Here is a 24,659-nt window from a genome sequence, read left to right on the forward strand (position 1 = left end):
GTTGGGAACCGTATTCAAAAAAGGAGCACCCCCATGGACTGGCGCGATAAAGCTGCCTGCCTGACAGCCGACCCGGAACTCTTCTTCCCGGTAGGAAACACCGGCCCGGCCGTTGACCAGATCGAGAAGGCCAAGACGGTCTGCGGTCGCTGCAACGTCACCGAGCTGTGCCTGCAGTACGCGCTGGAGACCGGTCAGGACTCGGGCGTTTGGGGTGGCCTCTCCGAGGATGAGCGCCGCGCACTGAAGCGTCGTGCCGCTCGCGCACGCCGCGCCTCCTAATCCGCAAGGATCTCCCCGCACCAGATTTTTCACGCAAACGCCCAGGAATTCTCCCCACATGTTCCTGGGCGTTTTTGCGTGCCCAAATTCGGAAAATCGGGGCTATCGCCGGGGACGCTGGCGGGGTATCGTACCCAGTAACGATATTTACCGTTTGACACAACAAATGTGTCCCGTCCCGTCAGGATCCTCAATGTCGACGACCCAGCTCCCCACCTCCATGCGCGCCAGCGTGCTCCAGGCAGCCCGCCAGATCACCCTGGAGGAGCGCCCGCTCCCCCACCTCGACCCCGACCAGGTCCTGGTCAAAATTTCTGCCGTGGGTATCTGCGGCTCGGACGTGCACTACTACCACGAGGGACGCATCGGCGACTTCGTGGTGGAGTCCCCGATGATCCTCGGCCACGAATCCGCCGGCGTGATCGCCGCCGTGGGTGCGGGCGTTGATCCCGCCCGGATCGGCTCGCGCGTCTCGATCGAGCCCCAGCGCCCCACCGCCACCTCCCGCGAAACCCTCGAGGGTAACTACAACCTCGACCCGCACATGGAGTTCTACGCCACCCCGCCGATCGACGGAGCATTTGCCGAGTACGCGGTGATCCAGTCCCACTTCGCCCACGACGTCCCCGACTCGGTGAGCGATGAGGCGGCCGCCCTGATCGAACCCCTCTCGGTGGGAATCGCTACCGCCCGCAAGGCCGGATTCACCGCGGGATCGCGGGTGCTGATCGCCGGTGCCGGCCCGATCGGCGTGATTATCGCCCAGGTCGCCCGCGCCTACGGGGCCCTCGAGGTCATCGTGAGCGACCTCAGCCAGAGCCGCCGCGAGCAGGCCCTGCGTTTTGGCGCCACCCGGGTACTCGACCCGCGCGAGGAGGATGTGAGCACCCTCGGGGTGGACGCCTTCGTGGATGCCTCGGGTGCCACCGCCGCCGTCACCTCGGGCATTCGCGCGGTGCGCCCGTCGGGCCGCGTGGTTCTGGTGGGCCTGGGAACGCCGGAAATGACGCTGCCGGTGTCGGTTATTCAGAACAACGAGCTGATCGTCACCGGGATCTTCCGCTACACCAACACCTGGCCGCTGGGCATCGACCTGGTGGCCGCGGGCCAGGTGGATCTGGATGGTCTGGTCACCGGAAAGTACGGCCTCGCCGAGGTTGAAATCGCGCTGGAGGCCAGCACGCAGGAATCCGCGCTCAAGACCGTGGTCTACCCGGGACGCTAAACCAGAGCCGGCCGATCCGTCGAGGCACGGGTGATCAGCGTGGTCGCGAGCTCCATATGATGCGAGTCCAGCAGCCCGTCACGGGACTGTTCAAGCACCAGGCGCAGGGCCGCGTGTCCAATATCCCGCAGCGGTTGGGCGACGGTGGTCAGCGGCGGGATCGTGCGCAGCCCGAGCGCGGTCCCGTCAAACCCGATCACACTCAGGTCCTCGGGGATTCGCAGCCCACGCCGGGCAGCCTCCTCGAAAACGCCCACGGCGATGCTGTCACTGGCGGCGAAGATCGCCGTGGGTGGCTCCTCCAGATCCATCAGGGCAGCCATACCGGCCACCCCGGATTCGGTGTGAAAGGTTCCGGGAATCACATAGTCGGCGCGCGGTTCGATGCCGTGGGCGCGCAGGGAGGCGAGGTAGCCGTGCAACCGGGCCACATGGCACTCGGCGATCTCGGGGCCGCCGATATAGGCGATGCGCCGATGCCCGAGGTCGGCCAGGTGATCGGTTGCCGCGCGTCCACCGGCCCAGTTGGTGGAGCCCACGCTCACAAAGCCCTCGTCGATCGGACTGAAGGGATCCACCACCACGACGGGCATCCCCAGGCGACGAAACTCCGCCAGCTCGGCCACGGTCATCCGCGAGGTGATCAGGACCATGCCGGTGCGCCCGGCATCGGCGAGGCGGCGTGCCCACGCGCCGCTGTCCACCCGGTCGGTGCGCGCCTGGGACACCACGATATCCACGTCGATCTCACTCGCCGCCTCGACAACGCCGCGCAGCACCTCGAGGGCATAGTCGCTGTCGAGCTCCTCGCAGACAAAGTCGATCAGGCGTGGACCCGCGGGGGCCTCCCGGCGACGCCCGGGCGCCTCGTATCCGACCTCATCGATCACCGCCTGAACGCGGATCCGGGTTGCGGCCGCCACGTCGTCGCGTCCGTTGAGGACCTTGGACACCGTGGCCATCGAGACACCGGCCTGCGCCGCTACCTGCGCGAGCGTTGCGCGTTTGTGAGTCATGGGCCTCCTCGATCGGGTCATCGAAAATCTTTCGGTGCCTCGCAGCTTAGCGCCCCCGCTCGCCGAAACGGAACGCCACGCATTAATTTCGCGAATTATCCAACAAATACCCTTGACCTTCGCCGCGGCGTCTGGCTAAAGTACCTGTATTCCACCTAAATAATTGCGAAAAGTTTTCGTAACCAGCGGTGGAACACCCTTCAGGTTCGACCTCAGCCGTTTTGCCTCGGCAAGACCGCACGGTCCGAGTTTCGATATCCCGGCACTGGCGCCGCGGAGAAAGCAATGGAGCACTCATGAAGCGACGTACCCTGACCAGCGTGATGGCCACGGCGGCCATTCTCGCCCTGACCCTGACCGGCTGCGGAAGCGCCGGCAACTCCGTCCCCGAGGGATCGGCCACGATGTGGACCCTCGCCGGAGGCACCGAGCCCATCATCAACGACTCCGTGGCCCGCTGGAATAAGGCACACGAGTCCGAGAGCATCAAGCTCGATTCCTTTGCCAACGATGCATATAAGACCAAGGTCCGCACCGCCATCGGTGCCGGCGAGGGCCCCACCTTTATCTACAGCTGGGGTGGCGGCGTGCTGCGCGACTACGTCGAGGCCGGCCAGGTAGAGGACCTCAGCGGCTTCCTCGCCGAGAACCCCGAGGTGGCCGATCGCTATCTCAAGTCGGTGCTGCCCACCGGCCAGGTGGATGGCAAAACCTACGCCCTGCCCAACAACGCCAACACCCCCGTCATGATCTACTTCAACAAGAAGGTCTTCGAGGAGGCCGGGGTCACCCCGCCCAAGACCTGGGATGACCTGATGAGCCTGGTGAAGGTCTTCAAGGACAAGGGCATCGCCCCGTTCTCCCTCGGCGGGCAGTCCAAGTGGCCCAACCTGATGTGGCTGCAGTACCTCACCGACCGCATCGGCGGACCCGAGGTCTTCCAGGCGATCATCGACGGCAAGCCCGACGCCTGGTCAAACCCCGCCGTTCTCGCGGCACTGACCAAGATCCAGGAGCTGGTGGATGCCGGCGGATTTGTCACCGGCTTCTCCTCGATCGCCGCCGACTCCGGTGCCGACCGCGCCCTGCTGCACACCGGCAAGGCCGCGATGCTGATGCAGGGTGCCTGGGCCTACCCCACCTTCAAGACCGACGCCCCGCAGTTCGTCAAGGACGGCGACCTCGGGTACATCCCCTTCCCCGCGGTAACCGGCGGTGTGGGTGACCCGCAGAACATCGTGGGCAACCCCTCGAACTTCTGGTCGGTGTCCAGCAAGGCCACCCCCGAGCAGAAGAAGGCGGCCCTGGCCTACCTCAAGGACGGCATGTTTGACGCCGAGTACACCAAGCAGCTGATCGACACCGGCTCGGTCCCCGTGGTCACCGGCGTCGAGGACCAGCTCAAGAAGAGCGAGGACGCCGACTTCCTCACCTTCACCTACAACCTGGCCTCCAACGCGCCGCACTTCCAGCTCTCCTGGGACCAGGCTCTTCCCTCGACCCAGGGCGACGCGATGCTGACCAACCTGGACCAGATCTTCCTGAAGAAGATCACCCCCGAGGAGTTCGCTACCAACATGAACAAGACCCTGGGTAAGTAATCATCATGACGCTCATCACTTCCAAGCGTCACCGAGGGGCCCACGACGCGGGCCCCTCGGGGTGGTTCGTGGCCCCAGCCCTGGTCTTTTTTGTCATTTTTGCGGTGGTGCCGCTGGTCGGCGTGATCGCGCTGAGCCTGGCCAGCTGGAACGGAATCGGGGCGATCACCTGGGCGGGCTTTGCCAACTGGGCCAAGGTCCTGGTGGACCCGGTCACCGGCAACGCGCTGGTGGTCACCGCCAAGATCATGGTGTTCTCCTATATTGTGCAGGCCCCGATCAGCATCCTGCTGGGTGCCTTCGTGGCCGGCAAGCAGCGCTACCGCGCACTGCTCGCGGTGTTCTACTTCATCCCCCTACTGCTGAGCTCGGCCGCCGTGGCCATCGCCTTCAAGGCCCTGCTGGACCCGAACTTCGGTCTTGGTGCGGGCCTCGGTATCCCCGCCCTCGCGCAGGACTGGCTGGGTAACCCCGACCTGGTCCTGTTTGTGGTGATCTTTGTCATCGCGTGGCAGTTTGTTCCCTTCCACACACTGATCTATCAGGGTGCCGTACGTCAGATTCCGGCCAGCATGTATGAGGCCGCACGCCTGGACGGAGCGGGCACCATCGCCCAGTTCTTCCACATCACCCTGCCCCAGCTCAAGTACACAATCATCACCTCCTCCACGCTGATGGTCGTGGGATCGCTGACCTACTTTGACCTGATCTTCATCCTCACCGCCGGCGGTCCCGGATACTCCACCCGCCTGCTGCCGCTGCACATGTATCTCACCGGATTCCGCTCCAACGACATGGGGGCGGCCGCCGCACTCGGCGTGATCCTGGTGGTCATCGGATTGCTGCTGGCACTCATGCTGCAGCGACTGGGCGGCAAGGATCGCAGCGCAAACCAGACCGAGGGAGCATAATGACCGCCACCCAAACCCGCGCCGAAGCTCGCACCGCGGCGAGCGCCCCAACCCCGCGCGCCGCCTCGGCCGGTCGCTCCCCCGAGGCCTCCCGCGGGGTGGGCCGGCCCAACTTCCTGGCCGGGCTCGGCGGATGGATCTGGCTGGCCATCATCATCCTGCCGGTCTACTACGTGGTCATCACGAGCCTCAAGAAGCAGTCGGACTACTTCTCCACCAACCCGTTGCTCCCCCCGACCAACCCGACCTTTGAGAATTACGCGCTGGTCCTGGAAAACCAGTTTGTGCGCTACCTGATCAACTCGGCCGTGGTCACGGTGGGATCGGTGATCCCGATCCTGCTGGTGTCGTTTATGGCCTCCTACGCACTGGTGCGCGGTAAGGGCAGGTTCATCAACGGGGCGAACACGCTGTTCCTGCTGGGGCTGGCGATTCCGATCCAGGCGACCATCGTGCCGATCTACTTCATGATCTCCAAGGCGGGTCTCTACGATTCGCTGCTCGCGCTGATCCTGCCCTCGATCGCGTTTGCGATTCCGCTCTCGGTCATCATCCTCAACACGTTCATGCGCAACGTCCCCACCGAGCTGTTTGAGTCGATGCGGCTGGATGGCTGCTCGCACTGGCAGATGCTGTGGCGGCTCGCCCTCCCGCTCACCAAGCCCGCGTTGATGACCGTCGGTATCTATCAGGGGCTGCAGGTGTGGAACGGATTCCTGTTCCCGCTGGTGCTGACCCAGAGCCCGGATAATCGGGTGCTGCCGCTCTCGCTCTGGGCATTCCAGGGCGAGTTCACCATCAACATCCCGGCGATCCTGGCCAGCGTGATCCTCTCGACGCTGCCGCTGCTGGCGCTCTACCTCGTCGGTCGCCGCCAGCTGCTCAGCGGCCTCACCGCCGGTTTCGGAAAGTAAGAAGGAAGGAACATCATGACCCCCACTTCCCCGCCCGCACTGCGGGTTGGCATGATCGGGCACGCGTTTATGGGTGCCATGCATTCACATGCCTGGCGCACGGCCCCCCGATTCTTTGATCTGCCGCTCATCCCCGAGCTCGCGGTGATCGCCGGTCGAAATCCCGCATCCACCGAGGCCGCCGCGGCCAAGTACGGCTGGGCCGAGTCGACCACCAACTGGCGCGAGCTGATCGAGCGTGACGATATCGACCTGATCGACATCTGCACCCCCGGCGACACCCACCGCGAGATCGCCCTGGCGGCCCTCGCCGCCGGCAAGCACGTGCTGTGTGAAAAGCCGCTGGCCAACACCGTGGCCGAGGCCGAGGAGATGACCGCGGCCGCCGAGGACGCCGCATCCCGCGGCGTCTTCTCGATGTGTGGATTCACCTACCGTCGCACCCCGGCGCTGACCCTGGCCCGCCAGCTGGTGGACGAGGGACGCCTGGGGACCGTGCGCCAGGTGCGCGCGCAGTATCTCCAGGACTGGCTGAGCGATGAGAACGCCCCGATGACCTGGCGGCTGGACAAAACCAAGTCGGGGTCGGGATCGCTCGGGGACATCGGCGCCCACATCATCGATGCCGCCCAGTACGTGACCGGCACCGACATCGCCGGAGTCTCGGCGATGCTGGAGACCTTTGTCACCCGACGCCCGGTGGGCGGGGAGCACGTGGGTCTCGGCGGTTCCGGCGCGACCGATGGTGAGTACGCCAAGGTGACCGTGGATGATGCGGCCCTGTTCACCGCCCGCTTCACCGACAACACGGTGGGTATCTTCGAGGCCACCCGCTTCGCCCTGGGGCGTAAAAACGCGGTGCGCCTGGAGATCAACGGCACGCTGGGCTCGCTCGCCTTCGACTTCGAGGACATGAACGTACTGGAATTCTTCGACGGCACGGCGCCCGCCCACACCCAGGGGTTCCAGCGCATCATCGTGACCGAGCCGGTCCACCCCTACACCGCCAACTGGTGGCCCGCCGGACACGGCCTGGGCTATGAGCACGGCTTCACCCACCAGGTGGTGGACCTGGTCACCGCAATCGGTGCCGGCACCTCCCCCACCCCCTCCTTCCGCGACGCCCTCGGCGTGCAGCGGGTGCTGGACGCGGTCGAACGCAGCTCGGCCGATCACAGCATCTATACCCCGGTTTCCCGGTAACCCTCAAAGGAAAGTACACCCATGAAAAACGCCCTCGTGGTGCGCGGCGGCTGGGACGGACACCAGCCCGTCGAGGCCACCAACCTCTTTATCCCCTTCCTCGAAGACAACGGCTATACCGTGCGGATCGAGGAGTCCACGGCCGTCTATGCCGATGCCGACTACCTCGCCACCGTGGATCTGATTGTGCAGTGCAACACCATGACCACGATCGAGAAGGAGGAGTTTGAGGGTCTGCGCGCCGCGGTGGAGGCCGGCACCGGACTCGCCGGCTGGCACGGCGGCATCGCCGACTCCTACCGCAACAACTCCGACTATCTGCAGCTGATCGGCGGCCAGTTCGCCTGCCACCCGGGTAACCACCCCGATACCCTGACCGGTGAGCAGTCCGACAACTATGTGCCGCACACCATCAACATTGTGCCCGAGGCCGCGGATCACCCGATCGTTGCCGGGATTACCGACTTCGACCTGGTGACCGAGCAGTACTGGGTCCTCGCCGATGACTACAACGACGTGCTGGCCACCACCACGCAGGCCGTGCGCGAATGGGATGCCTGGACCCGTCCGGTCACTTCCCCCGCCATCTGGACCCGCCAGTGGGGCCGGGGACGCATCTTTGTGAGCACCCCCGGTCACCGGGTGGAGATCCTGCAGGATGACAACGTGAAGACGATCATCGAACGGGGGCTGCTGTGGGCCAGCCGGTAACCTCCCCCACCCGCGTGGGGATCGTCGGGGTCGGCGCGATTGCCGGCCAGTACCTGGCGAGCTTCCCCACGCTGGAACACCTGCGCCTGGTCGCGGTGGCGGACCTCGACATGGATCGTGCACGCAGCGTCGCCGAATCCGCCCCGGTGCCCGGGGTGCGCGCACTCACGGTGGATGAGCTGCTGGCCGACCCCGAGGTGGATGTGGTGCTCAACCTCACCATCCCGCGGGCGCACGCCGATATCGCGCTACGGGCGATTGCCGCGGGTAAGGATGTCTACGGCGAGAAGCCGCTGACGGCGACCGTCGCCGAGGGCGTCGAGGTCCTGGCCGCCGCCAAGGCCGCCGGGGTTCGGGTCGCCTGCGCGCCGGACACGGTGCTGGGCACCGGCGTGCAGACCGCCCGCGCGGCGGTGGATGCGGGCCTGATCGGGAAGCCGATCTCGGCGAGCGCCACGATGGTCACCCCGGGGCACGAGCGCTGGCACCCGAACCCGGACTTCTACTATGCGCCCGGCGGCGGCCCGCTGCTGGACATGGGACCCTACTACGTGACCGCGCTGGTCAGCCTGCTCGGCCCGGTCACCCGCGTCATCGGGGCCGCAAGCCACACCCGCGCCGAGCGCACCATCGGTTCGGGACCGCGCGCGGGCGAGGTGATCCCGGTGACCACCGACTCGCATGTGACCGGGATCCTGACCCACGCCTCGGGTGCCCTCTCGACCCTGTTCATGAGCTTCGATGCGGTGGCCACCCGGTCCTCGAACATCGAGATCCACGGCGAAACCGCCTCGCTGATCGTCCCGGACCCCAACGGGTTCGAGGGCGACGTGCAGATCCGCCGCCTGGGCGAGGACAACTGGGAGACCCTACCGGTGTCCGCGGGCTACCCCGGAGCCTCCCGCGGCATCGGCCTGGACGACTTCGCCGCGACCCCAGCCGACCAGACCCCGCGCGCCAGCGGCGACCTGGCCCTGCACGTCCTGGAGATCATGGAATCGGTGCTAACCTCGGCCCACTCGGGCAGCGCGGTCACCATCGCCTCCACGGTAGAGCGTCCGGCGGCGGTCACCATCTAGCCGACGCCGCACACGAACCAACGGTCGCCTCCGAACTGGAGGCGACCGTTGTTCTGTATTCCGAAACCGGTATGGCTAGCCGCGGATGAAGCGCATGGGCACCTCGATGGTGACCTCGGTCCCGGCCCCCATGACGGTGTGCCAATCGATCCGGCCCGAGAGCTCACCCTGGATCAGGGTGCGCACGATCTGGGTTCCCAGGCCCGCACCCACGCGTCCCTCGGGCAGACCCACGCCGTTGTCGCGCACCAGGACGGTGAGGTTTTCGGCGTCACGCTGGGCCACGATTTCGACCTTGCCCTCGCGCCCGGCCAGGCCGTGCTCCACCGCGTTGGTCACCAGCTCGGTCAGTGCCAGCGCGAGCGGGGTTGCGTACTCGCTCGGCAGTACCCCGAAGGTGCCGGTCTTGATCGGGTGTACCTTGGTGTTGTGCGAGGAGGCAACCTCGGCGATCAGCATCAGCACACGCTCAAACACGTCGTCGAAGTCCACGGCCTGGTTCAGCCCCTCGGAGAGCGTGTCGTGCACCACGGCAATGGCGGACACCCGACGCATGGCCTGGGTCAGCGCCTCGGCACCCTCCTCGGTGCGTGCACGACGCGCCTGAATACGCAGCAGCGAGGCCACGGTCTGCAGGTTGTTTTTCACCCGGTGGTGGATCTCGCGGATGGTCGCATCCTTGGTGATCAGCTCGCGCTCCTGGTGGCGCAGCTCGGACACGTCGCGGCACAGCACGATCGCCCCGGCCCGTTCCCCACGGTGGCGCAGCGGGATGGTGCGCAGCGAGACGGTCACCCCGCGCGCCTCGATGTCGGTGCGCCACGGTGCGCGACCGGTCACCACGAGCGGCAGCGACTCGTCGATGTCCTGCTTCCCGGGCAGAATCTGCGTGGTGACCTCGGCGAGGGACTCCCCCTCCAGCTCGTCCACAAAGCCCATCCGGTTGAACGCAGACAGCGCGTTGGGGCTCGCGAAGGTCGTGATGCCCTCCACATCCAGACGGATCAGGCCGTCATTCGCGCGCGGAGCACCGCGGCGCGGACCGCTCGGGGCACCCAGATCGGGGAAGTCACCGGCGGCGATCATGCCAAACAGGTCATCCGCACACTCGTTGAACGTCAATTCCTGACGGCTCGGGGTACGGGTCTCGGACAGGTTGGTGTGCCGGGTCAGCACGGCGATCGGACGCGGCGCGTTCTCGGCCGAGGTCGGGTTCAGTCGGCGCATGACCGGGACCGCGAGCACCCGGGTCGGGGTCTCCTCATACCAGTCCGGCGAGGAGGAATCCACGATCTTGCCCTCCTCGAAGGCCCCGGAAACCTGGGCCGACCACTGCGGCTTGATCCGCTGGCCCACCACGTCGCGGTAGAAGAGCGTCGCGGCGCTGGAGGGGCGGTGATGCGACACGGACACAAACGATCCATCCGCGGTGGGCGCCCAGATGACGATGTCGGCGAAGGCGAGGTCGGCCAGCAGCTGGGCGTCACCGATCAGCATATGGAGCCAGTCGATGTCCTCTTCGCTGGCGAGGCCCTGACGGTGGATGAGGTCACTGAGAGTCGACATTCCCCCAGTTTAGAATGCCGCGCGTTGTCTGATGTGACGGCCCGCGGAATCGACACGGCGGAATCCTCCTCCCAATCCTCCACAGCGCCTTTTTTGAACGGGTTATGCACAGTGTGCGCCGGGTGTGCGCGGCGTATGGTGCGTGGCTGTTTGGATAGTTAGCCCATGCCGCCAGTTCCGGGCTATCCGGCTCGAACTCCCCGGCATCCGGGCGGCATCGGTATCCATCGGAGACACTCATGTCCGCTCACCACGACCCAGTAAACCCGTCCGTTCCTCAGCCCGCAGACCCCAACAGCCCAGTACACCCGTCCGTTCCTCAGCCCGCAGACCCCAGCAGCCCCGCACACCCCTCCGTTCCCGAGCCCCTACACACCAATGCCCCCGGTTCCTCAGCATCGGCATCGGCATCGGCATCGGCCCAGCATCCCCCACGCACGCTGCGGCCCGGCGTCGAGATCGAGATCGCCCGAATCGCCCTCGCCGCGCTGGAGGCGCTGGCCGGTATGCGGGATGTGAGCCAGCTTGCACGCTGGCTCACCCCCGAGGTGTACACCGGACTCGAGCGACAGGCGACTCTGGCACGGCGGGGACGATCCGCGCACGGTCAGTCCGAACGTCATGTGGCCTACCGGCTCGGGCCTCCCCACTTTTGCCGGCCGACCGTCCACACCGTGGAGGCGACGATCATCGCACACGGGCCGGTCACCTCGGTGGCCGTGGTCCTTCGGCTCGAAACGCACGGTGCCCACTGGCGAGCCAGCGTCCTGCATGTCCTCTAACGTGCCACGGTCGCTGGATCCACCATGAAAAGCGGGAATGCCGCCCACCCCGAGGGGCGAGCGGCATTTCCGAACCGGGAAGGTCCCGGACTACTTCTTCTTGCGGCGATCGGCGCGGTTTCCGCCGGTCTGCTGACCGAACGCGCCGCGGTCACCACCGGTGGCGCTGGCGGCGGACGGACCGGCCGGGCCCGCCTCACGCTGAGCCTTGGCGGTGGCGCTCTGGTTAACCTGACCGCCGGCACCGCGCACCTCGACCTCGCCGTCCTCACTGGGGGCGATGTAGCTCAGCTTGCGCTGCTCGGGCTCGTTGCGCTCCAGACCCTTCGCCGTCACCTCAACGGTGCCGCCGTCCACGGCCTCGGTTGCACCCTGAGCGACCTCAACCTCAAGGTTGAACAGGAACCCGATGGACTCCTCACGGATCTGGCCCATCATCTGCTGGAACATTGCATAGCCCTCGCGCTGGTACTCAACCAGCGGGTCGCGCTGTGCCATCGCACGCAGGCCGATGCCGTCCTTGAGGTAGTCCATCTCGTAGAGGTGGTCACGCCAGCGGCGGTCCACAACCTGCAGCACCACGCGACGCTCCAGCTCACGCATGGCCGGCTCGCCCAGCTGCTCCTCGCGACGGCCATAGGCCACCTTTGCATCGGAGAGAATCTCGCGGCGGATGAAGTCGCGGTTCACGCGTCCACGCTGACCGGCCTCGGCGATCACCTCGTCGATGGTCACACCGACGGGGTAGATCTGCTTGAGGTCGACCCACAGGGCGTCGAAGTCCCAGTCGTCGCCGTTACCCTCGTGCACGTGCACGTCGAGGATCTCGTCGATGACGTTCTCCAGGAAGGTGTCCACGCGATCGTGCAGGTCATCACCCTCGAGGATGTGGCGACGGTCGGTGTAGATGGCCTCGCGCTGACGGTTCAGAACGTCGTCATACTTCAGCACGTTCTTACGGATCTCGGCGTTACGCTGCTCAACCTGCGACTGGGCGCTGCGGATAGCCCGCGACACCATCTTGGACTCGATCGCCACATCGTCCGGGGTTCCGCCACGGCTCATCAGAGCCTCGGCCGCACCGGAGTTGAACAGGCGCATCAGATCATCGGTCAGCGACAGGTAGAAGCGGCTCTCGCCCGGGTCTCCCTGACGGCCCGAACGACCACGCAGCTGGTTGTCGATTCGACGCGATTCGTGGCGCTCGGTGCCCAGCACGTAGAGGCCACCGGCCTCGGCAACCTTGTCGGCCTCCACCGAGACCTCGGCCTTGACGGCCTTGAAGACATCGTCCCAGGCTGCCTCGTACTCCTCGGGGTTCTCCGAGGGGCTCAGGCCCTTCTCGGTCATCTTCGCCACCGCGAGGAACTCGGCGTTTCCACCGAGCATGATGTCGGTACCACGACCGGCCATGTTGGTGGCCACGGTCACGGCGCCGAAGCGTCCGGCCTGGGCCACGATCGCGGCCTCACGGGCGTGGTTCTTGGCGTTCAGAACCTCGTGACGGATGCCCTTCTTCGCCAGCAGGCGGGAGAGGTACTCGCTCTTTTCCACCGAGGTGGTTCCCACCAGGACCGGCTGGCCCTGCTCGTGACGCTCGGCGATGTCTTCGGCGACCTGCTCGAACTTGACCTGCTCGTTCTTGTACACCAGGTCGGGCTGGTCGATGCGCTGCATCGGCTTGTTGGTCGGGATCGGGACCACACCCAGCTTGTAGGTGGACATGAACTCTGCGGCCTCGGTGTCGGCGGTACCGGTCATACCGGAGAGCTTCTCGTAGAGACGGAAGTAGTTCTGCAGGGTAACCGTGGCGAGGGTCTGGTTCTCCGCCTTGACGGTCACACCCTCCTTGGCCTCGATGGCCTGGTGGATACCCTCGTTGTAGCGACGACCGGCGAGGATACGACCGGTGTGCTCATCCACGATCATGACCTCACCGTTCATCACGACGTAGTCCTTGTCGCGCTTGAACAGGGCCGAGGCCTTGATCGAGTTGTTCAGGAACGAGATTAGCGGGGTGTTGGCCGACTCGTAGAGGTTGTCGATGCCGAGGTAGTCCTCGACCTTTTCGATACCGGGCTCCAGCACACCCACGGTGCGCTTCTTCTCGTCGACCTCGTAGTCCACGCCGGCCTCAAGCTTGGTGGCGATGCGGGCAAACTCGGTAAACCAGCGGTTGGCCTCACCTGAGGACGGGCCCGAGATGATCAGCGGGGTACGGGCCTCATCGATCAGGATCGAGTCAACCTCATCCACGATGGCGAAGAAGTGGCCACGCTGGACCAGGTCGGCGGACTGCCACGCCATGTTGTCGCGCAGGAAGTCGAAGCCAAATTCGTTGTTGGTGCCGTAGGTGATGTCGGCGGCGTACTGCTCGCGACGCTCGGCCGGGGTCTGACCGGAGATGATCACACCGGTGGTCATGCCGAGGGCACGGAACACACGGCCCATCAGCTCCGACTGGTAGCTGGCGAGGAAGTCGTTAACGGTGACCACGTGCACACCCTTGCCGGCGATGGCGTTGAGGTAGGCGGGCAGGGTCGCGACCAGGGTCTTACCCTCACCGGTCTTCATCTCGGAGATGTTGCCGAGGTGCAGGGCGGCACCACCCATGATCTGCACGTCGAAGTGACGCAGACCCAGGGTGCGCTTGGATGCCTCGCGCACGGCGGCGAACGCCTCGGGCAGGAGATCGTCGAGGGTTTCGCCGGCTTCGAAGCGACCGCGCAGTTCGGCGGTCTCCTCGCGCAGCTCCTCGTCGGTCAGGCCGTTGAAGTCTTCCTCAAGCGCGTTGACCGCCTTGGTCAGGTTCTGCAGCTTTTTGATGACTCGGCCTTCGCCAACACGAAGGACTTTTTCCAGGACTGAGGCCACGACTTGCTCTCCACTTGTCTTTGGTCGCCGACGGGGCGCGGGTCCGCACGGGTGTGCGGCCCACCCATCGTCGACGGGGCGCAGTTCCGCACGGTGTGTGCGGCCGACCCTTCGATGGGACCATCGAGGGCCAAGTCTATGTTATCGGGACGGGGGAACAACACCGGTGTTCGGTACGGATTTCGACCGAAAACACAGCAAATTTCTCCCAAAGCGAAGCGCCCCGGCGCTTCAGAGAAGGCCGGGGCGCCAAGCCGCGGGGCGACAGGCACCGTATGGATGGTGAGTGTCTCGGCGGATGATGCGTCTATGAGGCGCGTGCTTCTGCTTCCTCGTGGAGACCAATCACCCCGTAGTCCCAGCCCTTACGGCGGTAGACGACGCTGGAGCGGTCGGTGCGGGCATCGATGAAGAGGAAGAAGTCGTGTCCCACGAGTTCCATCCGGTCCACCGCCTCCTCCACGGTCATCCATTCGGCGGGGAACAGCTTCTCGCGAATCACCACGGGGCTGTACGGCACGTCCTCTTCGGATTCTTCGATCACGGGGACGGCACCGGTGGCAACCGCGTTCAGCACGTCAACGCCGGCAGCTTCGAGACCAATAGAGGTAAATCCCTCCGCGCTGGCCTCGTGCAGCGAGGTGCGTCCGCGACCCCGGAGGACCTTACGACGGTCCTTCGAGCGGCGAATCCGCTCCATGAGCTTCGCCATGGCGAGGTCAAACGCCACGTATTGGTCGGATCCGGTGGCCTCCGCGCGGACCAGTGGGCCGGGACCCACGAGGGTGAGTTCCACCCGGTCTTCGCCGCGACGGCCGGACTTATCGCTGTGCCGGGAAACCTTGACCTCAAACGAGATCGTCTTCTCCGCCAGGTGCTCGACCTTGGCGGACTTTTCCTCGACATAGTCACGGAAACGATCGGTGATCTTCAGGCCAAATCCTACGATGTTGGTTTCCATGTGGACCTCCAGTCAGGGCGTGCCACCAGTTGATCCCGGCGGTCCTTTCACGCCTTTAGCCCCCACCGTAGCCCCCTTTCCTACACTTGTCATCAGAAAACTTGGATCCAATGTTTTCCGGGCGTGCCCCATTCGGGCCGACCCTGAGAATCCGCACAAAAAACGGCGGCAGGACGGGCATCGCCCACCCTGCCGCCGCCGTTTCCGGCTCTTCCGGTTACAGGTTCACCAGCGTCTTAGACCGGTCTTTCTGCGCCAGGAAGAAGCCGCAGGCGGCAATGGCCCAGCCCCACACGGCATGGCCGAACAGCTCGGAGAAGTGTTCCTCCCAGGGCTGGTTCCAGGCGGCAGGCACCGTCCCCATCGCGGGCATCAGGATCAGGTGGAAAAAGACCCAGACCACGAGGCCAAAGGCGGCCCCCTGCCACAGCGAGGTGATCGGCAGATACTGGGCGGCGAAGAGATACACCATGGCGCACACGATCGAGAAGGCAAAGTGGATGATCAGAGCCACGTAGAAGACCTTCTGGTCTCCGAACATCACGAACGAATGGGTCTGCTCGGAGGTCATCCCAAACTGCTCCAGCAGCGTCTGCGGCGGGTTGGTGGCGTTTCGCTCGATGGTGCGTGGCGGGAAGATGACCTCCCATCCAATCTTCACCATCCCGGAAATCATTCCGGCGATAAAGCCGTACCACAGGCTCTTTAGGATGATCGTTCCCACCGGAGCGGTCGGTTTTGTTACCTTAAACACGGTTTCCCCCACACATGATTGTCCCCAAAATTACGTCGGTTATGACAGCTTCTAGCGTAATTTTTGCGACAAATCCCTGTCAATGCAGTTGCATCCGTGCGGCCAGAACTCACCCCTCACCATGGTCCAGGGCTTGCCCAGAGGCCCGCATAAACCCCGAAAATTCGGTATTTTTTGGCCAGAGGAGTGCATCACGCAACCAGAATCCCGTGCGCAATCACACCCGTCAAATAGCGACACTAGTTGTATGCATTAGGCTCCCGGAGCCTGCCTGCACCGCATTTCGTGCCGTCGCGGCCGGGAGGGGGCGGCCGGGAGGGGCGACGGGGAGGGGGCGGCCGTGCGGAGTGTTCTTCCCGGGCCGCACGCGCGAGCACCAACACGCCGGCCGGCGGCATTCCAGCGCTCCGGAGCGCACGCACGGCTTCCCGGAGGGTGGCACCACTCGTGCACACATCATCAACTACCCAGAATGTCTCGGGCCGCGGCGAACGGGTAGACGCGCCCCGGGAGGCGAGCAGCCGCGCCGTGCCGCGCGCCCGCACCCGCAGGGCACCGTCTAGGTTCTGGGCACGCTCGGCGGGGTTCAGCCCCAGCTGATCACGCGGGGCACGCGCCCACTCAAGCATCCGTCGCGGAGTGTGCCCGGTGCGCCGAATCAGCATCTCGACCGGGTGGTACCCGCGCCGAATAAATCCGGCGTCCCGACCCGGGACGGGCACCAGAACGGCAGGGGCCAACCCCGGGTGCTCGGCGGCCTCGGCGATGGTTTTGGCTAACGGTGCGGCTAACGCACCGGCGAGGTCGACTCGATGGTGATTCTTGAAGTCGATGATCAGCCGGGCGTGAGGATCGTGATAGCGCAGGGCCCAGAGCAATCGGACGTCCGGGGCACCGGGTAGCCGCCCCTCATGGGGCCTCGCCGCGGCGAGCGCGGCACGGCAGCCCGGACAGAGCCCGGACACGGGCCAGCGTGGATCGGCCGGATGCCCGCATCCGGCACAGGGGATGGGAACAAAGCAGCCAAGGGTGAAGGAGGCGATTCGAGTGGTCATGGGACCATTCTTGGTCGCGGTTCTCGGTGCCGACACGAGATTTCCCAAGCTGTGGAAAACAGGCCTCGGGAATGATGTTGTGGAGGACGAGCCTATTCGACCCGCTCGACCGCACCCTGCTGGGTCGCGATGACCCGCACATCGCTGGCCACCTGCTGCCATGATCCCGAGCGCCACTGCATCATGCGCCCGCCCTCGACCAGGACCCGCAGCTGATTCTCCGAGCTGCCCCCCACGATCTCCCGTCCGCCGGAAACCGTGACCAGGCTCTCGCTGCGGCCACCGATCGTGGACTGCACGATCTGAGCAACCCCCTGATCGTTGGTTCCCAGCGAGGCGACCGAGTTCTCATCCACCCAGGTGGCCGAGGCCGCAGACCCCGCGGCGGCCGGCACCCGAATGGGCTCACCGAGTTTGGACGGCACCCCGTTCTCATCCTTCTGGATACCCGCAACAAGCAGGGTGCTGCGCCCACCGGACACCACAAAAGCAAGCACCCGCGTCCCGTCTCGGGAAACCTGGAGCGAGACGATCTGCGAGGCATCCGGCCAGCTAGCAGCCACCGGATGCTGCTTCCCATCCGGGGTAATCACCAGGATTTCGCCGGGTGCATCGTTAGGAACGGTCCAGATGTTGCCCGCCTCATCGATGCTCGGCGCGATCAGATGCGGACGAGCATCCACCAGTTCCGGCCCGCCGGGTCGGATCGCCGAAACCCCGCTGGGAGCGAGGGCCGCGATCAGCTGCCGGGTGCCGTCGATCGCCACCGCGCTGGGGTTCAGCGCCTCCACATGGGCCGAGAGTACGGCAATCTTTTCCAACCGGTCATCGGTCTGGAAACCGAATCCGTCCTTGGTCAACACCAGCGCGCGCGGATCGGTGCGCGCGCCCGAGATGGTGAGCGGAACCGCCTCCTGGGCGACCCCGTTGATGCTCAACGAGATGGCCTTAATCGAGGAAACCTCGGACAGGCTCTCGGTGAGCTGCGCCTTCATCCGGCGCAGGGTGAGATCATCCTGGCCACCGGCCTCACGGTTGAGGTTGATATTGGCCACGCTGTTGTCCACCGGTACGGCATCCGAGAGCAATCGTGTGCCCTCGGGGAACGCGCTTGAGACCGCGCCCGCGAGCCATGGACTCGGGCCCGCCAGCAGTGCCTTGACCACGTTGGTTGACGTCGACGAACGCGAGGGGAACCAGCGCACCTCGGGCACCAGGACAATCCAGGTCGGGTCAAAGAAGCGCAGCGTATAGGGCTTGAATACCTCGCGGAACTTGACCGGGTCCAGGATCACACCGTCCGGGGCACCCGAAATACGCCACTGACCATCCACCCGGGAAAACGTGAAATCCAGCTGAATGGATGAGTTTCCAAATGACGGGGTGTACTGGCCGGTGCTATCCACCGCCGCCTCGGGGTTGGTGGTCAGGGATAATCCGCCCGAGCCATCATCCGGGGTGATCTTGCGCTGTTCGGCCTGATCCACGATCGCCCGTGCATCGGGTTTCCAGGAACCGGCGAGGGTCGCGGTCAGGAATTCTCGCGCGGTCGCGTAGTTACCCGCGGGACTCGCGGCGGCCTCGATAAAGCCGGTGAGGATCTCCTCACGACTGGCATCCTTTTCCGGACCTCGAGCGAGGAAGACCACCTCGGGTCCCTCGGGACGATCCACCGCGTGTCCGGCATTGACGCCGCCGCCCCGCGGAATGGTGGCGCACCCGGAAACCAGGAGCAGGGCAATGACCGCCCCGACCAGGGCGGTGCCGCGGCGACGCCAGGGGGTGGAGATACTCATGCGGTAGTCCCCTCAAAATCGGTTTCATCGGGCCCCTCGGCACCCGCGTCCACGGGTTCCAGCGGGAGCGGGGACGCCCCGAGGGTTTCGGTATCGCCCTGGTGCCGGGGCAGGAGCAACCGGAAGTTAGATCCGGCCCCCGGACGCGACCACACCGCCAGGGTTCCCCCGTGCAGCTGGGCATCCTCGAGTGCAATCGCCAGGCCCAGCCCGGTCCCACCGATGGTGCGTCGACGCGACGGGTCCGCCCGCCAGAACCGGTCAAAGGCTCGGGCGGCATCGGTCTCGTTCATGCCGAGGCCGTAGTCGCGTACGGTGAGTGCCACGGTGCTGGCGGTGGAGTCGATGGTCATCACAACCGGTCGGCCCTCGCCGTGTTCGATGGCGTTGCCCAGCAGATTGTTGACGATCCGTCGGATTCGGCGCGGATCCATATCCACCGGCCCGTATCCACCCGGGGCCAAGACGATCAGCCGGGTGCCGCTCTGATCCGCGAGCTGTTGCATGCCGTCGGCGCAGTCACGCACGAGCCCGGGCAGGCTCACCGGCTCCATCTCGAGTTGAATCGAGCCGGCGTCGTAGCGGCTGATCTCCAGCAGGTCGGCCAGCAGCAGCTCGAAACGCTGCGTCTGCGTGTGCAGCAGTTCCACCGTGCGTCCGGTGGTAGGAGAGAAGTCCTCGCGCTGGTCGTACAGCACGTCGCCTGCCAGTCGGATCGTGGTCAGCGGCGTGCGGAGCTCATGGGACACGTCGGAGACAAAGCGCTGTTGCACGCTGGACAGCGCCGCGAGTTTTTGAATCTGGCCCTGCATGCTGTCGGCCATCCGGTTGAAGGAGCGTCCCAGCGTCGCCAGCTCGTCCTGACCGCGCACCGGGATGCGCACCTCCAGGTCGCCCGCCGCCAACTTTGCCGAGGTCTGTGCGGCCACCTTGACCGGATCGGCCACCAGGCGCACCACAACCCAGGCGACTCCGCCCACCAGCAGTAGCAGCACCAGGCCACCCACCAGGAGCGAGCGCTGGACAAAGCCCAGGGTTTCCTCGGTGCTGGCCAGGTTATAGCCGATGTACACCTCATAGGCGGCCCCATCGGGCAGCCGTACCTGGCCGCCCACGATCAGGCCGGGATCGGTATGTTCGCCGCTTGCGGCAAGGGCCGTGGATTGCCACCACAGGCCATCGGGGTTCTTCTGGACCGTGCGACGCAGCTCGGCGCTGATCACCTCACCCTGCAGCCCGGGGGCCACAAAGTCCTGGGGCGCGGTCGCGCTGAAGGGCTGGTCCGGAACGCGGAAGGCGGCCACCAGCGGACTGCCCGACGCCTGGGCGAGGTCGGTGCGCGCCGTGGTCATCAGCGCCTGGAAATCGACGCGAGACTCGGCCGTGGACGAATCCAGGGTGCGCTGGGCGGTATCCAGCGCGCGCCGGGTGTCACTCTGAGCCTGAGCGGCCCGGGACTGATAGAGATCGCTCCCGATCGAGATGGTCATGTAGCCGCTGGACAGCATGATCGCCAGTGCGCTCAGCACCATCGTGATGGTGACCGCGCGAAACTGGAGCGAGTGGCGCCAGGCACGCATGATTCCACGAGGAATCCTCCGCCAGCGGCGGAGCCGAACCGCGGAGAAGTAGTCTTCGGGCATCGTGGGCCGCTACTCGGCGCTCCCGGCTCGGTAGCCGACGCCGCGCACGGTCATGACGATCCGGGGGTTATCCGGGTCGAGCTCAACCTTGGAGCGCAGACGCTGAACGTGGACGTTGACCAGGCGGGTATCGGCCTTGTAGTGGTAGCCCCAGACCTGTTCCAGCAGGGCCTCACGGCTAAAGACCTGCGCGGGCTTGGCGGCCAGGGCGTGCAGGAGGTCAAATTCGAGCGGGGTGAGGTTGATTCGCGAGGCGCCGCGGCGCACCTCGTGGCCGGCCACATCGAGGATCAGGTCCCCGATGGCCAGCTCGGTCGCCGATGCTTCGCTCGCGGGGCGCAGCCGGGTACGCACCCGGGCGACCAGCTCCTTGGGGTTGAACGGCTTCACGATGTAGTCGTCGGCACCGGACTCGAGCCCCTTGACCACGTCCGCGGTGTCCGACTTGGCGGTCAGCATGATGATCGGCACACCGGATTCCTGGCGCAGGCGGGTGCAGATTTCGATCCCGTCCATCCCGGGCAGCATGAGATCGAGCAGCACCAGGTCGGGCTTGTACTCGTGGAAGGCACCCACGGCGGCGGCACCGTCGGCGCAAAACTCCGGCTCAAAGCCTTCGGTGCGCAGCACGATCCCGATCATCTCGGCCAGCGCCGTGTCGTCATCAACCACCAAAATGCGTGGAGTCATCGATCCCGTTCTCAGTATTCGCCGCGGGTTTGCACCGCGCAGGGGGGAAACACAGTTCCCCTCACACTACCCGTTGTCGCCGCTTTAAGAGACGTATTCTCCCGGTCGTGGCGATTTCCCGTCCGGTCAGGGGCCGATACACGACAAATTTGACGTCGCTTTCGCCCCGCGGGGCGTGACTCTGCACGCGCGGCGACTCGGTGTGTCACGATGGAGACACGCTAGCCGCCCCGATAGCCGAGGAGAACTCCGGTGACCGACCCACGATCACAGCACCAGCCCGAACAGAATAGTGCGCGCTCGGATGGGTTTGACCCGGGGATTCCGGCCTTTACCCCTCCCTCGGCGGGTAATTTTGACCCGGCCACGGCGGTCCCCAGTTGGACCGCTCCGGGCTATCCGACGACACCGGCCGCGCCCGCTCCCGGAGGTCCGGGACCGGGTACCGGCGGTCCAAACGGAAGCTATTCACCCCCGGGTTACACGAGGCCCGGCGCGAACCAGTGGCAGGCTGCCCCCAAACCGGGGCTCATTCCGCTGCGCCCGCTCGCCTTCGGCACGTTGATGGGTGCGCCGTTTCGTGTCCTAACCCGCAATCCGCGCGCCAGCCTGGGTAGCGCACTCCTCCTCCAGGCACCGATCAGCATCCTCTCGATGGTGATCGCCGGCTTCGGCATGGTCTGGTTCAGCGATCGCATCGCGAGCGCCTCGTCCGCCGACCGCGATGAGATTGCGATTGGTAGCGGCGCGGTCCTTCTCCTGCTGCTGCTGATTCCGATCCTGCTCTCGGCGTTCAGCGTGGCCTTCCTCCAGGGAGTCCTGGTGAGCGAGGTTTCACGCGCCACCATCGGTGAAAAGCGCCGAATGGGGGAACTGTGGAAGGCCGTCTGGCCCCGGGTGGGACACCTGTTCCTCTTCAGCCTGTTGCAGATCGCCGTGATGATCGTCGCGGTGGCCGTGATCGCCGGTGTCGTGATCGCGATTATTGCGACCAACACCGACAACTGGGGGTGGGCGCTCCTGGCCGGATTCCTGCTGGGTGCCGCCTTCTTCCTTCTGTTTGCCTGGCTGCTGATCAAAACCTCCCTGGTTCCCAGCGTGATCGTCCTGGAACGTCGCGGGGTTGGCGCGGCCATTCAGCGTTCCTGGCGCCTGACCAACGGGTACTTCTGGAAGACGCTGGGTATTCAGTTCCTGGTCAACGCGATTGTCTCGGCGGTCAGCCAGATCGTGGTGTTCCCGGTCTCCATCGCCGTCAGCCTGCTGACCACCCTCTTCATGCCCACCGGCGAGACCGATATGTACGGGGCTGTGATCAGCCAGGCGGTGCCGAGCCTGATCGTCGGGGTGATTTCACTGCTGATTGGCTCGATTTCGGTGGTGATCCAGTCCTCCGTCGTGGCGCTGATCTATATCGACCTGCGCATGCGCAAGGAGGGCCTGGATATAGACCTACTGCGCTATGTCGAGGCCGGTGCAACCTCGAGTAATCTGCCCGATCCGTTCACCATCGTGCGCAGCGAGTCTGCGGCGTCGGCGGGCCAGTATCGCTCGGGTGGACCGGCCGGACCGCAGTCCTTTGCGACGCCCGGATATCCGTCGGCGCCCGGCCCGCACGCTCCCACCGGGCCCAGCTATCCGGCACCACCGTCGGACGCCCCGAACGGTTCCGAAACGGGAAACCAATGAGTGTGCGTTTTGCCGAGCCTCCGCTCACTCCCGATGTTCCGGAAGCACAGGACTGGCTGAGTAGCGAGCTCGCAAAGCCCGAGTATGCGGCGGCCACCCCCAACCTTTTTGACCGCCTGGTCAACCAGTTTCTGCAGTGGTTGGGGCGTCTGTTCTCCGGAAACATCGACGGCCCCGGCGACTGGGTGCCGGTGTTACTGTTGCTCCTGGTCGCGGCCGCGGTCATCGCCGTGGTGCTGATCTGGGGTCGTCCACGGCTCAACCGTGCCCGCACGGCCTCGGTGCAGGCACTGTTTGGTGAGCGCGACACCCGCAGTGCCGCCGAGATCCGCGCGGCGGCGGCCCGAGCGGCCGGTGCCGGCGACTATAACCTCGCGGTGTTGGAGGGGTATCGAGCCCTCTGCCGCGACCTGGATGAGCGCACGATTATTGCCCTGGATCCGGGCAGTACCGCACACCAGGCGGCCATCGCCGCGGGCCAGGCATTCCCCGAGTATGGTGCCGTGCTGGCCCAGACGGCCAACGATTTTGATGCCGTCCGCTACCTCTCGGTCCCGGCCTCGGCCGAGCAGTGGGAGCGGATCCGCAGCACCGACAACGGCCTGCGCGCGCAGCGCCCGGTCCTCGCCGGTGCGGGTGAGGGGATGCGCTCATGAGCGTGCTCGAAACCGAAACGACACCCGGGGCGGCCTCCCCGGCCCTGACCCCCACGATCCGCAGATTCCTGCGTCAACGGCGCTTCTGGCTCATCGCGGCGGCGGCAATCATCGTCACCGCCCTGATCCTGATGGTGCTCGGCAACGCCGGCAACGCCCGCGGTCGTGAACTCTCGGCCGAGGACCCCTCGCCGGTGGGATCACAGGCGGTGGCGAATGTGCTGCGTGATCACGGGGTCCGCATTACCATTGCGCACTCGTTTGAGCAGGCAAAATCGGCGCTTGAATCCACGCCCGGAACCCTCCTCTTCGCCGATACCGGCGGATATCTGGACGGTTCACGGGTGGAGGAGCTTGCGAATACCGCAACCTCAACGGTGCTGGTGGACCCGGGATTCTCAATCCTGTCCGAGTTCGATCTCGGCGTGATGCCCGCGGGCCTGGCGTCGGATGAGGTCTCGAAGGAGGTGGCCTGCCGGGTTCCCGCGGCCGTCCGCGCGGGTAGCATCACCACCGGACGGGTGTTCCAGACCGAGTCCGCAACCGGGTGCTTCGGTACCCCCACCGATGGATACTCGCTGGTGGTGAGCGCGGACAATTCGGTTACCGTGCTCGGGTCGCGCTCGGTCCTGCAAAACGAATCCGTGCTGCGGGAGGGCAACGCCGCTCTCGCGGTGGGCCTGCTGGGTGAAAACACCCACCTGGTTTGGTATCTCCCCACCGCGGCAGACCTGGAAGACACCGGAATCACCTCCCTCGAGAATGCGACTCCGGCCTGGCTCACCCCGGTTTTGCTGCTCCTGTTTGTCACCGCACTGGCGGCCTTTGTGTGGCGTGGACGTCGATTCGGCAAGCTCGTCGCCGAGGATCTGCCCGTGGTGGTTCCGGCCTCGGAAACCCGTCGGGGACGGGCACGTCTCTACCAGCGGGTGGGGGCACGCACCCGGGCCCTGGATGCGCTCCGGATCGGGGTGGTGGATCGATCCAGCGCGCTGCTGGGCCTCCCCCGTCAGACGCCCGCCGATGAGGTAGCCCTCGCCGTCGCCGACCGGCTTGGCCATTCCCGAGCCGACATCTTCGACCTGCTGATTGCCCGCCCAGCCTCCACCGAGGCCGAACTGGTTCAGCTCGCCCGAACCCTACACGATCTGGAGGACGCGCTGGCCGCGGCCCTGGATCCCAGCCGTCCGGCATCGCCCGGGCAGGCGCCCCACCATACCGACCCCTCGTCCCTCGACCGGAAGTAGCTAC

General features: G+C 65.7%; 20 protein-coding genes. 12 read left to right on the top strand and 8 right to left on the bottom strand.

The features are described 5' to 3' along the window. Positions 1-33: 33 nt before the first annotated feature. Together M2390_RS09445 and M2390_RS09450 are read left to right on the top strand one after the other, a co-directional pair. The gene (locus M2390_RS09445; protein ID WP_030148928.1) at positions 34-282 is read left to right on the top strand and encodes a WhiB family transcriptional regulator; all 249 of its coding nucleotides are present in this window, start codon (positions 34-36) and stop codon (positions 280-282) included. Positions 283-475: 193 nt separating this feature from the next. After that, a complete protein-coding gene (locus M2390_RS09450) occupies positions 476-1,507 on the top strand; it encodes an NAD(P)-dependent alcohol dehydrogenase (RefSeq protein WP_259178239.1) in 1,032 nt (343 codons plus the stop codon). Here the strand turns inward: M2390_RS09450 and M2390_RS09455 are convergent. After that, positions 1,504-2,523 (bottom strand): LacI family DNA-binding transcriptional regulator, encoded by a 1,020-nt coding sequence (locus M2390_RS09455; RefSeq protein ID WP_259178241.1) that lies wholly within the window; start codon positions 2,521-2,523, stop codon positions 1,504-1,506. The two genes, M2390_RS09450 and M2390_RS09455, sit on opposite strands and share 4 nt — an antisense overlap. Positions 2,524-2,819: 296 nt before the next feature. Between M2390_RS09455 and M2390_RS09460 the strand changes: the two genes are divergently transcribed. The 6 genes from M2390_RS09460 to M2390_RS09485 are packed head-to-tail and all read left to right on the top strand — an operon-like array spanning position 2,820 to position 8,942. Then, positions 2,820-4,124, top strand: a complete 1,305-nt coding sequence (locus M2390_RS09460) for an ABC transporter substrate-binding protein (RefSeq protein WP_121689206.1) — start codon at positions 2,820-2,822, stop codon at positions 4,122-4,124. A gap of 5 nt (positions 4,125-4,129) precedes the next feature. After that, positions 4,130-5,035, top strand: coding sequence for a carbohydrate ABC transporter permease (locus M2390_RS09465; RefSeq protein WP_121689207.1), 906 nt, complete (start codon positions 4,130-4,132; stop codon positions 5,033-5,035). Further along, entirely contained in the window at positions 5,035-5,949 is a 915-nt protein-coding gene (locus M2390_RS09470) for a carbohydrate ABC transporter permease (RefSeq protein ID WP_259178244.1), read from the top strand. The genes M2390_RS09465 and M2390_RS09470 overlap by 1 nt, the downstream gene beginning before the upstream one ends. A gap of 15 nt (positions 5,950-5,964) precedes the next feature. Continuing rightward, positions 5,965-7,152 (top strand): Gfo/Idh/MocA family protein, encoded by a 1,188-nt coding sequence (locus M2390_RS09475; RefSeq protein ID WP_259178247.1) that lies wholly within the window; start codon positions 5,965-5,967, stop codon positions 7,150-7,152. Positions 7,153-7,173: 21 nt separating this feature from the next. Beyond that, positions 7,174-7,863, top strand: a complete 690-nt coding sequence (locus tag M2390_RS09480; protein WP_030148935.1) for a ThuA domain-containing protein — start codon at positions 7,174-7,176, stop codon at positions 7,861-7,863. Further along, a complete protein-coding gene (locus tag M2390_RS09485) occupies positions 7,848-8,942 on the top strand; it encodes a Gfo/Idh/MocA family protein (protein WP_259178249.1) in 1,095 nt (364 codons plus the stop codon). The genes M2390_RS09480 and M2390_RS09485 overlap by 16 nt, the downstream gene beginning before the upstream one ends. Positions 8,943-9,017: 75 nt before the next feature. Here M2390_RS09485 and M2390_RS09490 read toward each other — a convergent pair whose 3' ends face one another. Further along, positions 9,018-10,508, bottom strand: coding sequence for a sensor histidine kinase (locus M2390_RS09490; RefSeq protein WP_030148937.1), 1,491 nt, complete (start codon positions 10,506-10,508; stop codon positions 9,018-9,020). Between the two features lie 239 nt (positions 10,509-10,747). Here M2390_RS09490 and M2390_RS09495 point away from each other — a divergent pair, with 239 nt between their 5' ends. After that, the gene (locus tag M2390_RS09495; RefSeq protein WP_259178251.1) at positions 10,748-11,290 is read left to right on the top strand and encodes an Rv3235 family protein; all 543 of its coding nucleotides are present in this window, start codon (positions 10,748-10,750) and stop codon (positions 11,288-11,290) included. A gap of 90 nt (positions 11,291-11,380) precedes the next feature. Here M2390_RS09495 and secA read toward each other — a convergent pair whose 3' ends face one another. The 6 genes from secA to mtrA all read right to left on the bottom strand — a co-directional run bounded on the left by secA (position 11,381) and on the right by mtrA (position 21,063). Then, positions 11,381-14,164, bottom strand: a complete 2,784-nt coding sequence (gene secA / locus M2390_RS09500; protein WP_121689217.1) for a preprotein translocase subunit SecA — start codon at positions 14,162-14,164, stop codon at positions 11,381-11,383. 307 nt (positions 14,165-14,471) lie between these two features. Further along, on the bottom strand, positions 14,472-15,125 hold the full coding sequence (gene hpf / locus M2390_RS09505) for a ribosome hibernation-promoting factor, HPF/YfiA family (protein WP_259178253.1): 654 nt from the start codon (positions 15,123-15,125) through the stop codon (positions 14,472-14,474). A gap of 217 nt (positions 15,126-15,342) precedes the next feature. Beyond that, positions 15,343-15,879 carry a DUF1440 domain-containing protein gene (locus M2390_RS09510; protein ID WP_121689219.1) on the bottom strand — a complete coding sequence of 179 codons (537 nt, stop codon included), beginning with the start codon at positions 15,877-15,879 and terminating at the stop codon, positions 15,343-15,345. 1,147 nt (positions 15,880-17,026) lie between these two features. Further along, positions 17,027-18,730 carry an LpqB family beta-propeller domain-containing protein gene (locus M2390_RS09515; protein WP_259178258.1) on the bottom strand — a complete coding sequence of 568 codons (1,704 nt, stop codon included), beginning with the start codon at positions 18,728-18,730 and terminating at the stop codon, positions 17,027-17,029. Continuing rightward, entirely contained in the window at positions 18,727-20,310 is a 1,584-nt protein-coding gene (gene mtrB, locus M2390_RS09520) for an MtrAB system histidine kinase MtrB (protein WP_259178261.1), read from the bottom strand. Before mtrB ends, M2390_RS09515 begins: the two co-directional genes overlap by 4 nt. A 72-nt stretch (positions 20,311-20,382) precedes the next feature. Next, positions 20,383-21,063: an MtrAB system response regulator MtrA gene (gene mtrA, locus M2390_RS09525; RefSeq protein ID WP_259178263.1), complete on the bottom strand. Its 681-nt coding sequence runs from the start codon at positions 21,061-21,063 to the stop codon at positions 20,383-20,385. Positions 21,064-21,315: 252 nt separating this feature from the next. Between mtrA and M2390_RS09530 the strand changes: the two genes are divergently transcribed. Genes M2390_RS09530 through M2390_RS09540 form a run of 3 tightly spaced genes read left to right on the top strand, consistent with a single transcriptional unit; the run spans position 21,316 to position 24,655 of the window. Next, positions 21,316-22,752, top strand: a complete 1,437-nt coding sequence (locus M2390_RS09530) for a hypothetical protein (protein WP_259178264.1) — start codon at positions 21,316-21,318, stop codon at positions 22,750-22,752. Further along, entirely contained in the window at positions 22,749-23,408 is a 660-nt protein-coding gene (locus tag M2390_RS09535; RefSeq protein WP_259178265.1) for a DUF4129 domain-containing protein, read from the top strand. Before M2390_RS09530 ends, M2390_RS09535 begins: the two co-directional genes overlap by 4 nt. Further along, positions 23,405-24,655: a DUF4350 domain-containing protein gene (locus M2390_RS09540; protein WP_259178266.1), complete on the top strand. Its 1,251-nt coding sequence runs from the start codon at positions 23,405-23,407 to the stop codon at positions 24,653-24,655. Before M2390_RS09535 ends, M2390_RS09540 begins: the two co-directional genes overlap by 4 nt. Positions 24,656-24,659: the final 4 nt, after the last annotated feature.

This window comes from Mycetocola sp. BIGb0189 (assembly GCF_024810155.1).
Classification (GTDB): domain Bacteria; phylum Actinomycetota; class Actinomycetes; order Actinomycetales; family Microbacteriaceae; genus Mycetocola; species Mycetocola lacteus.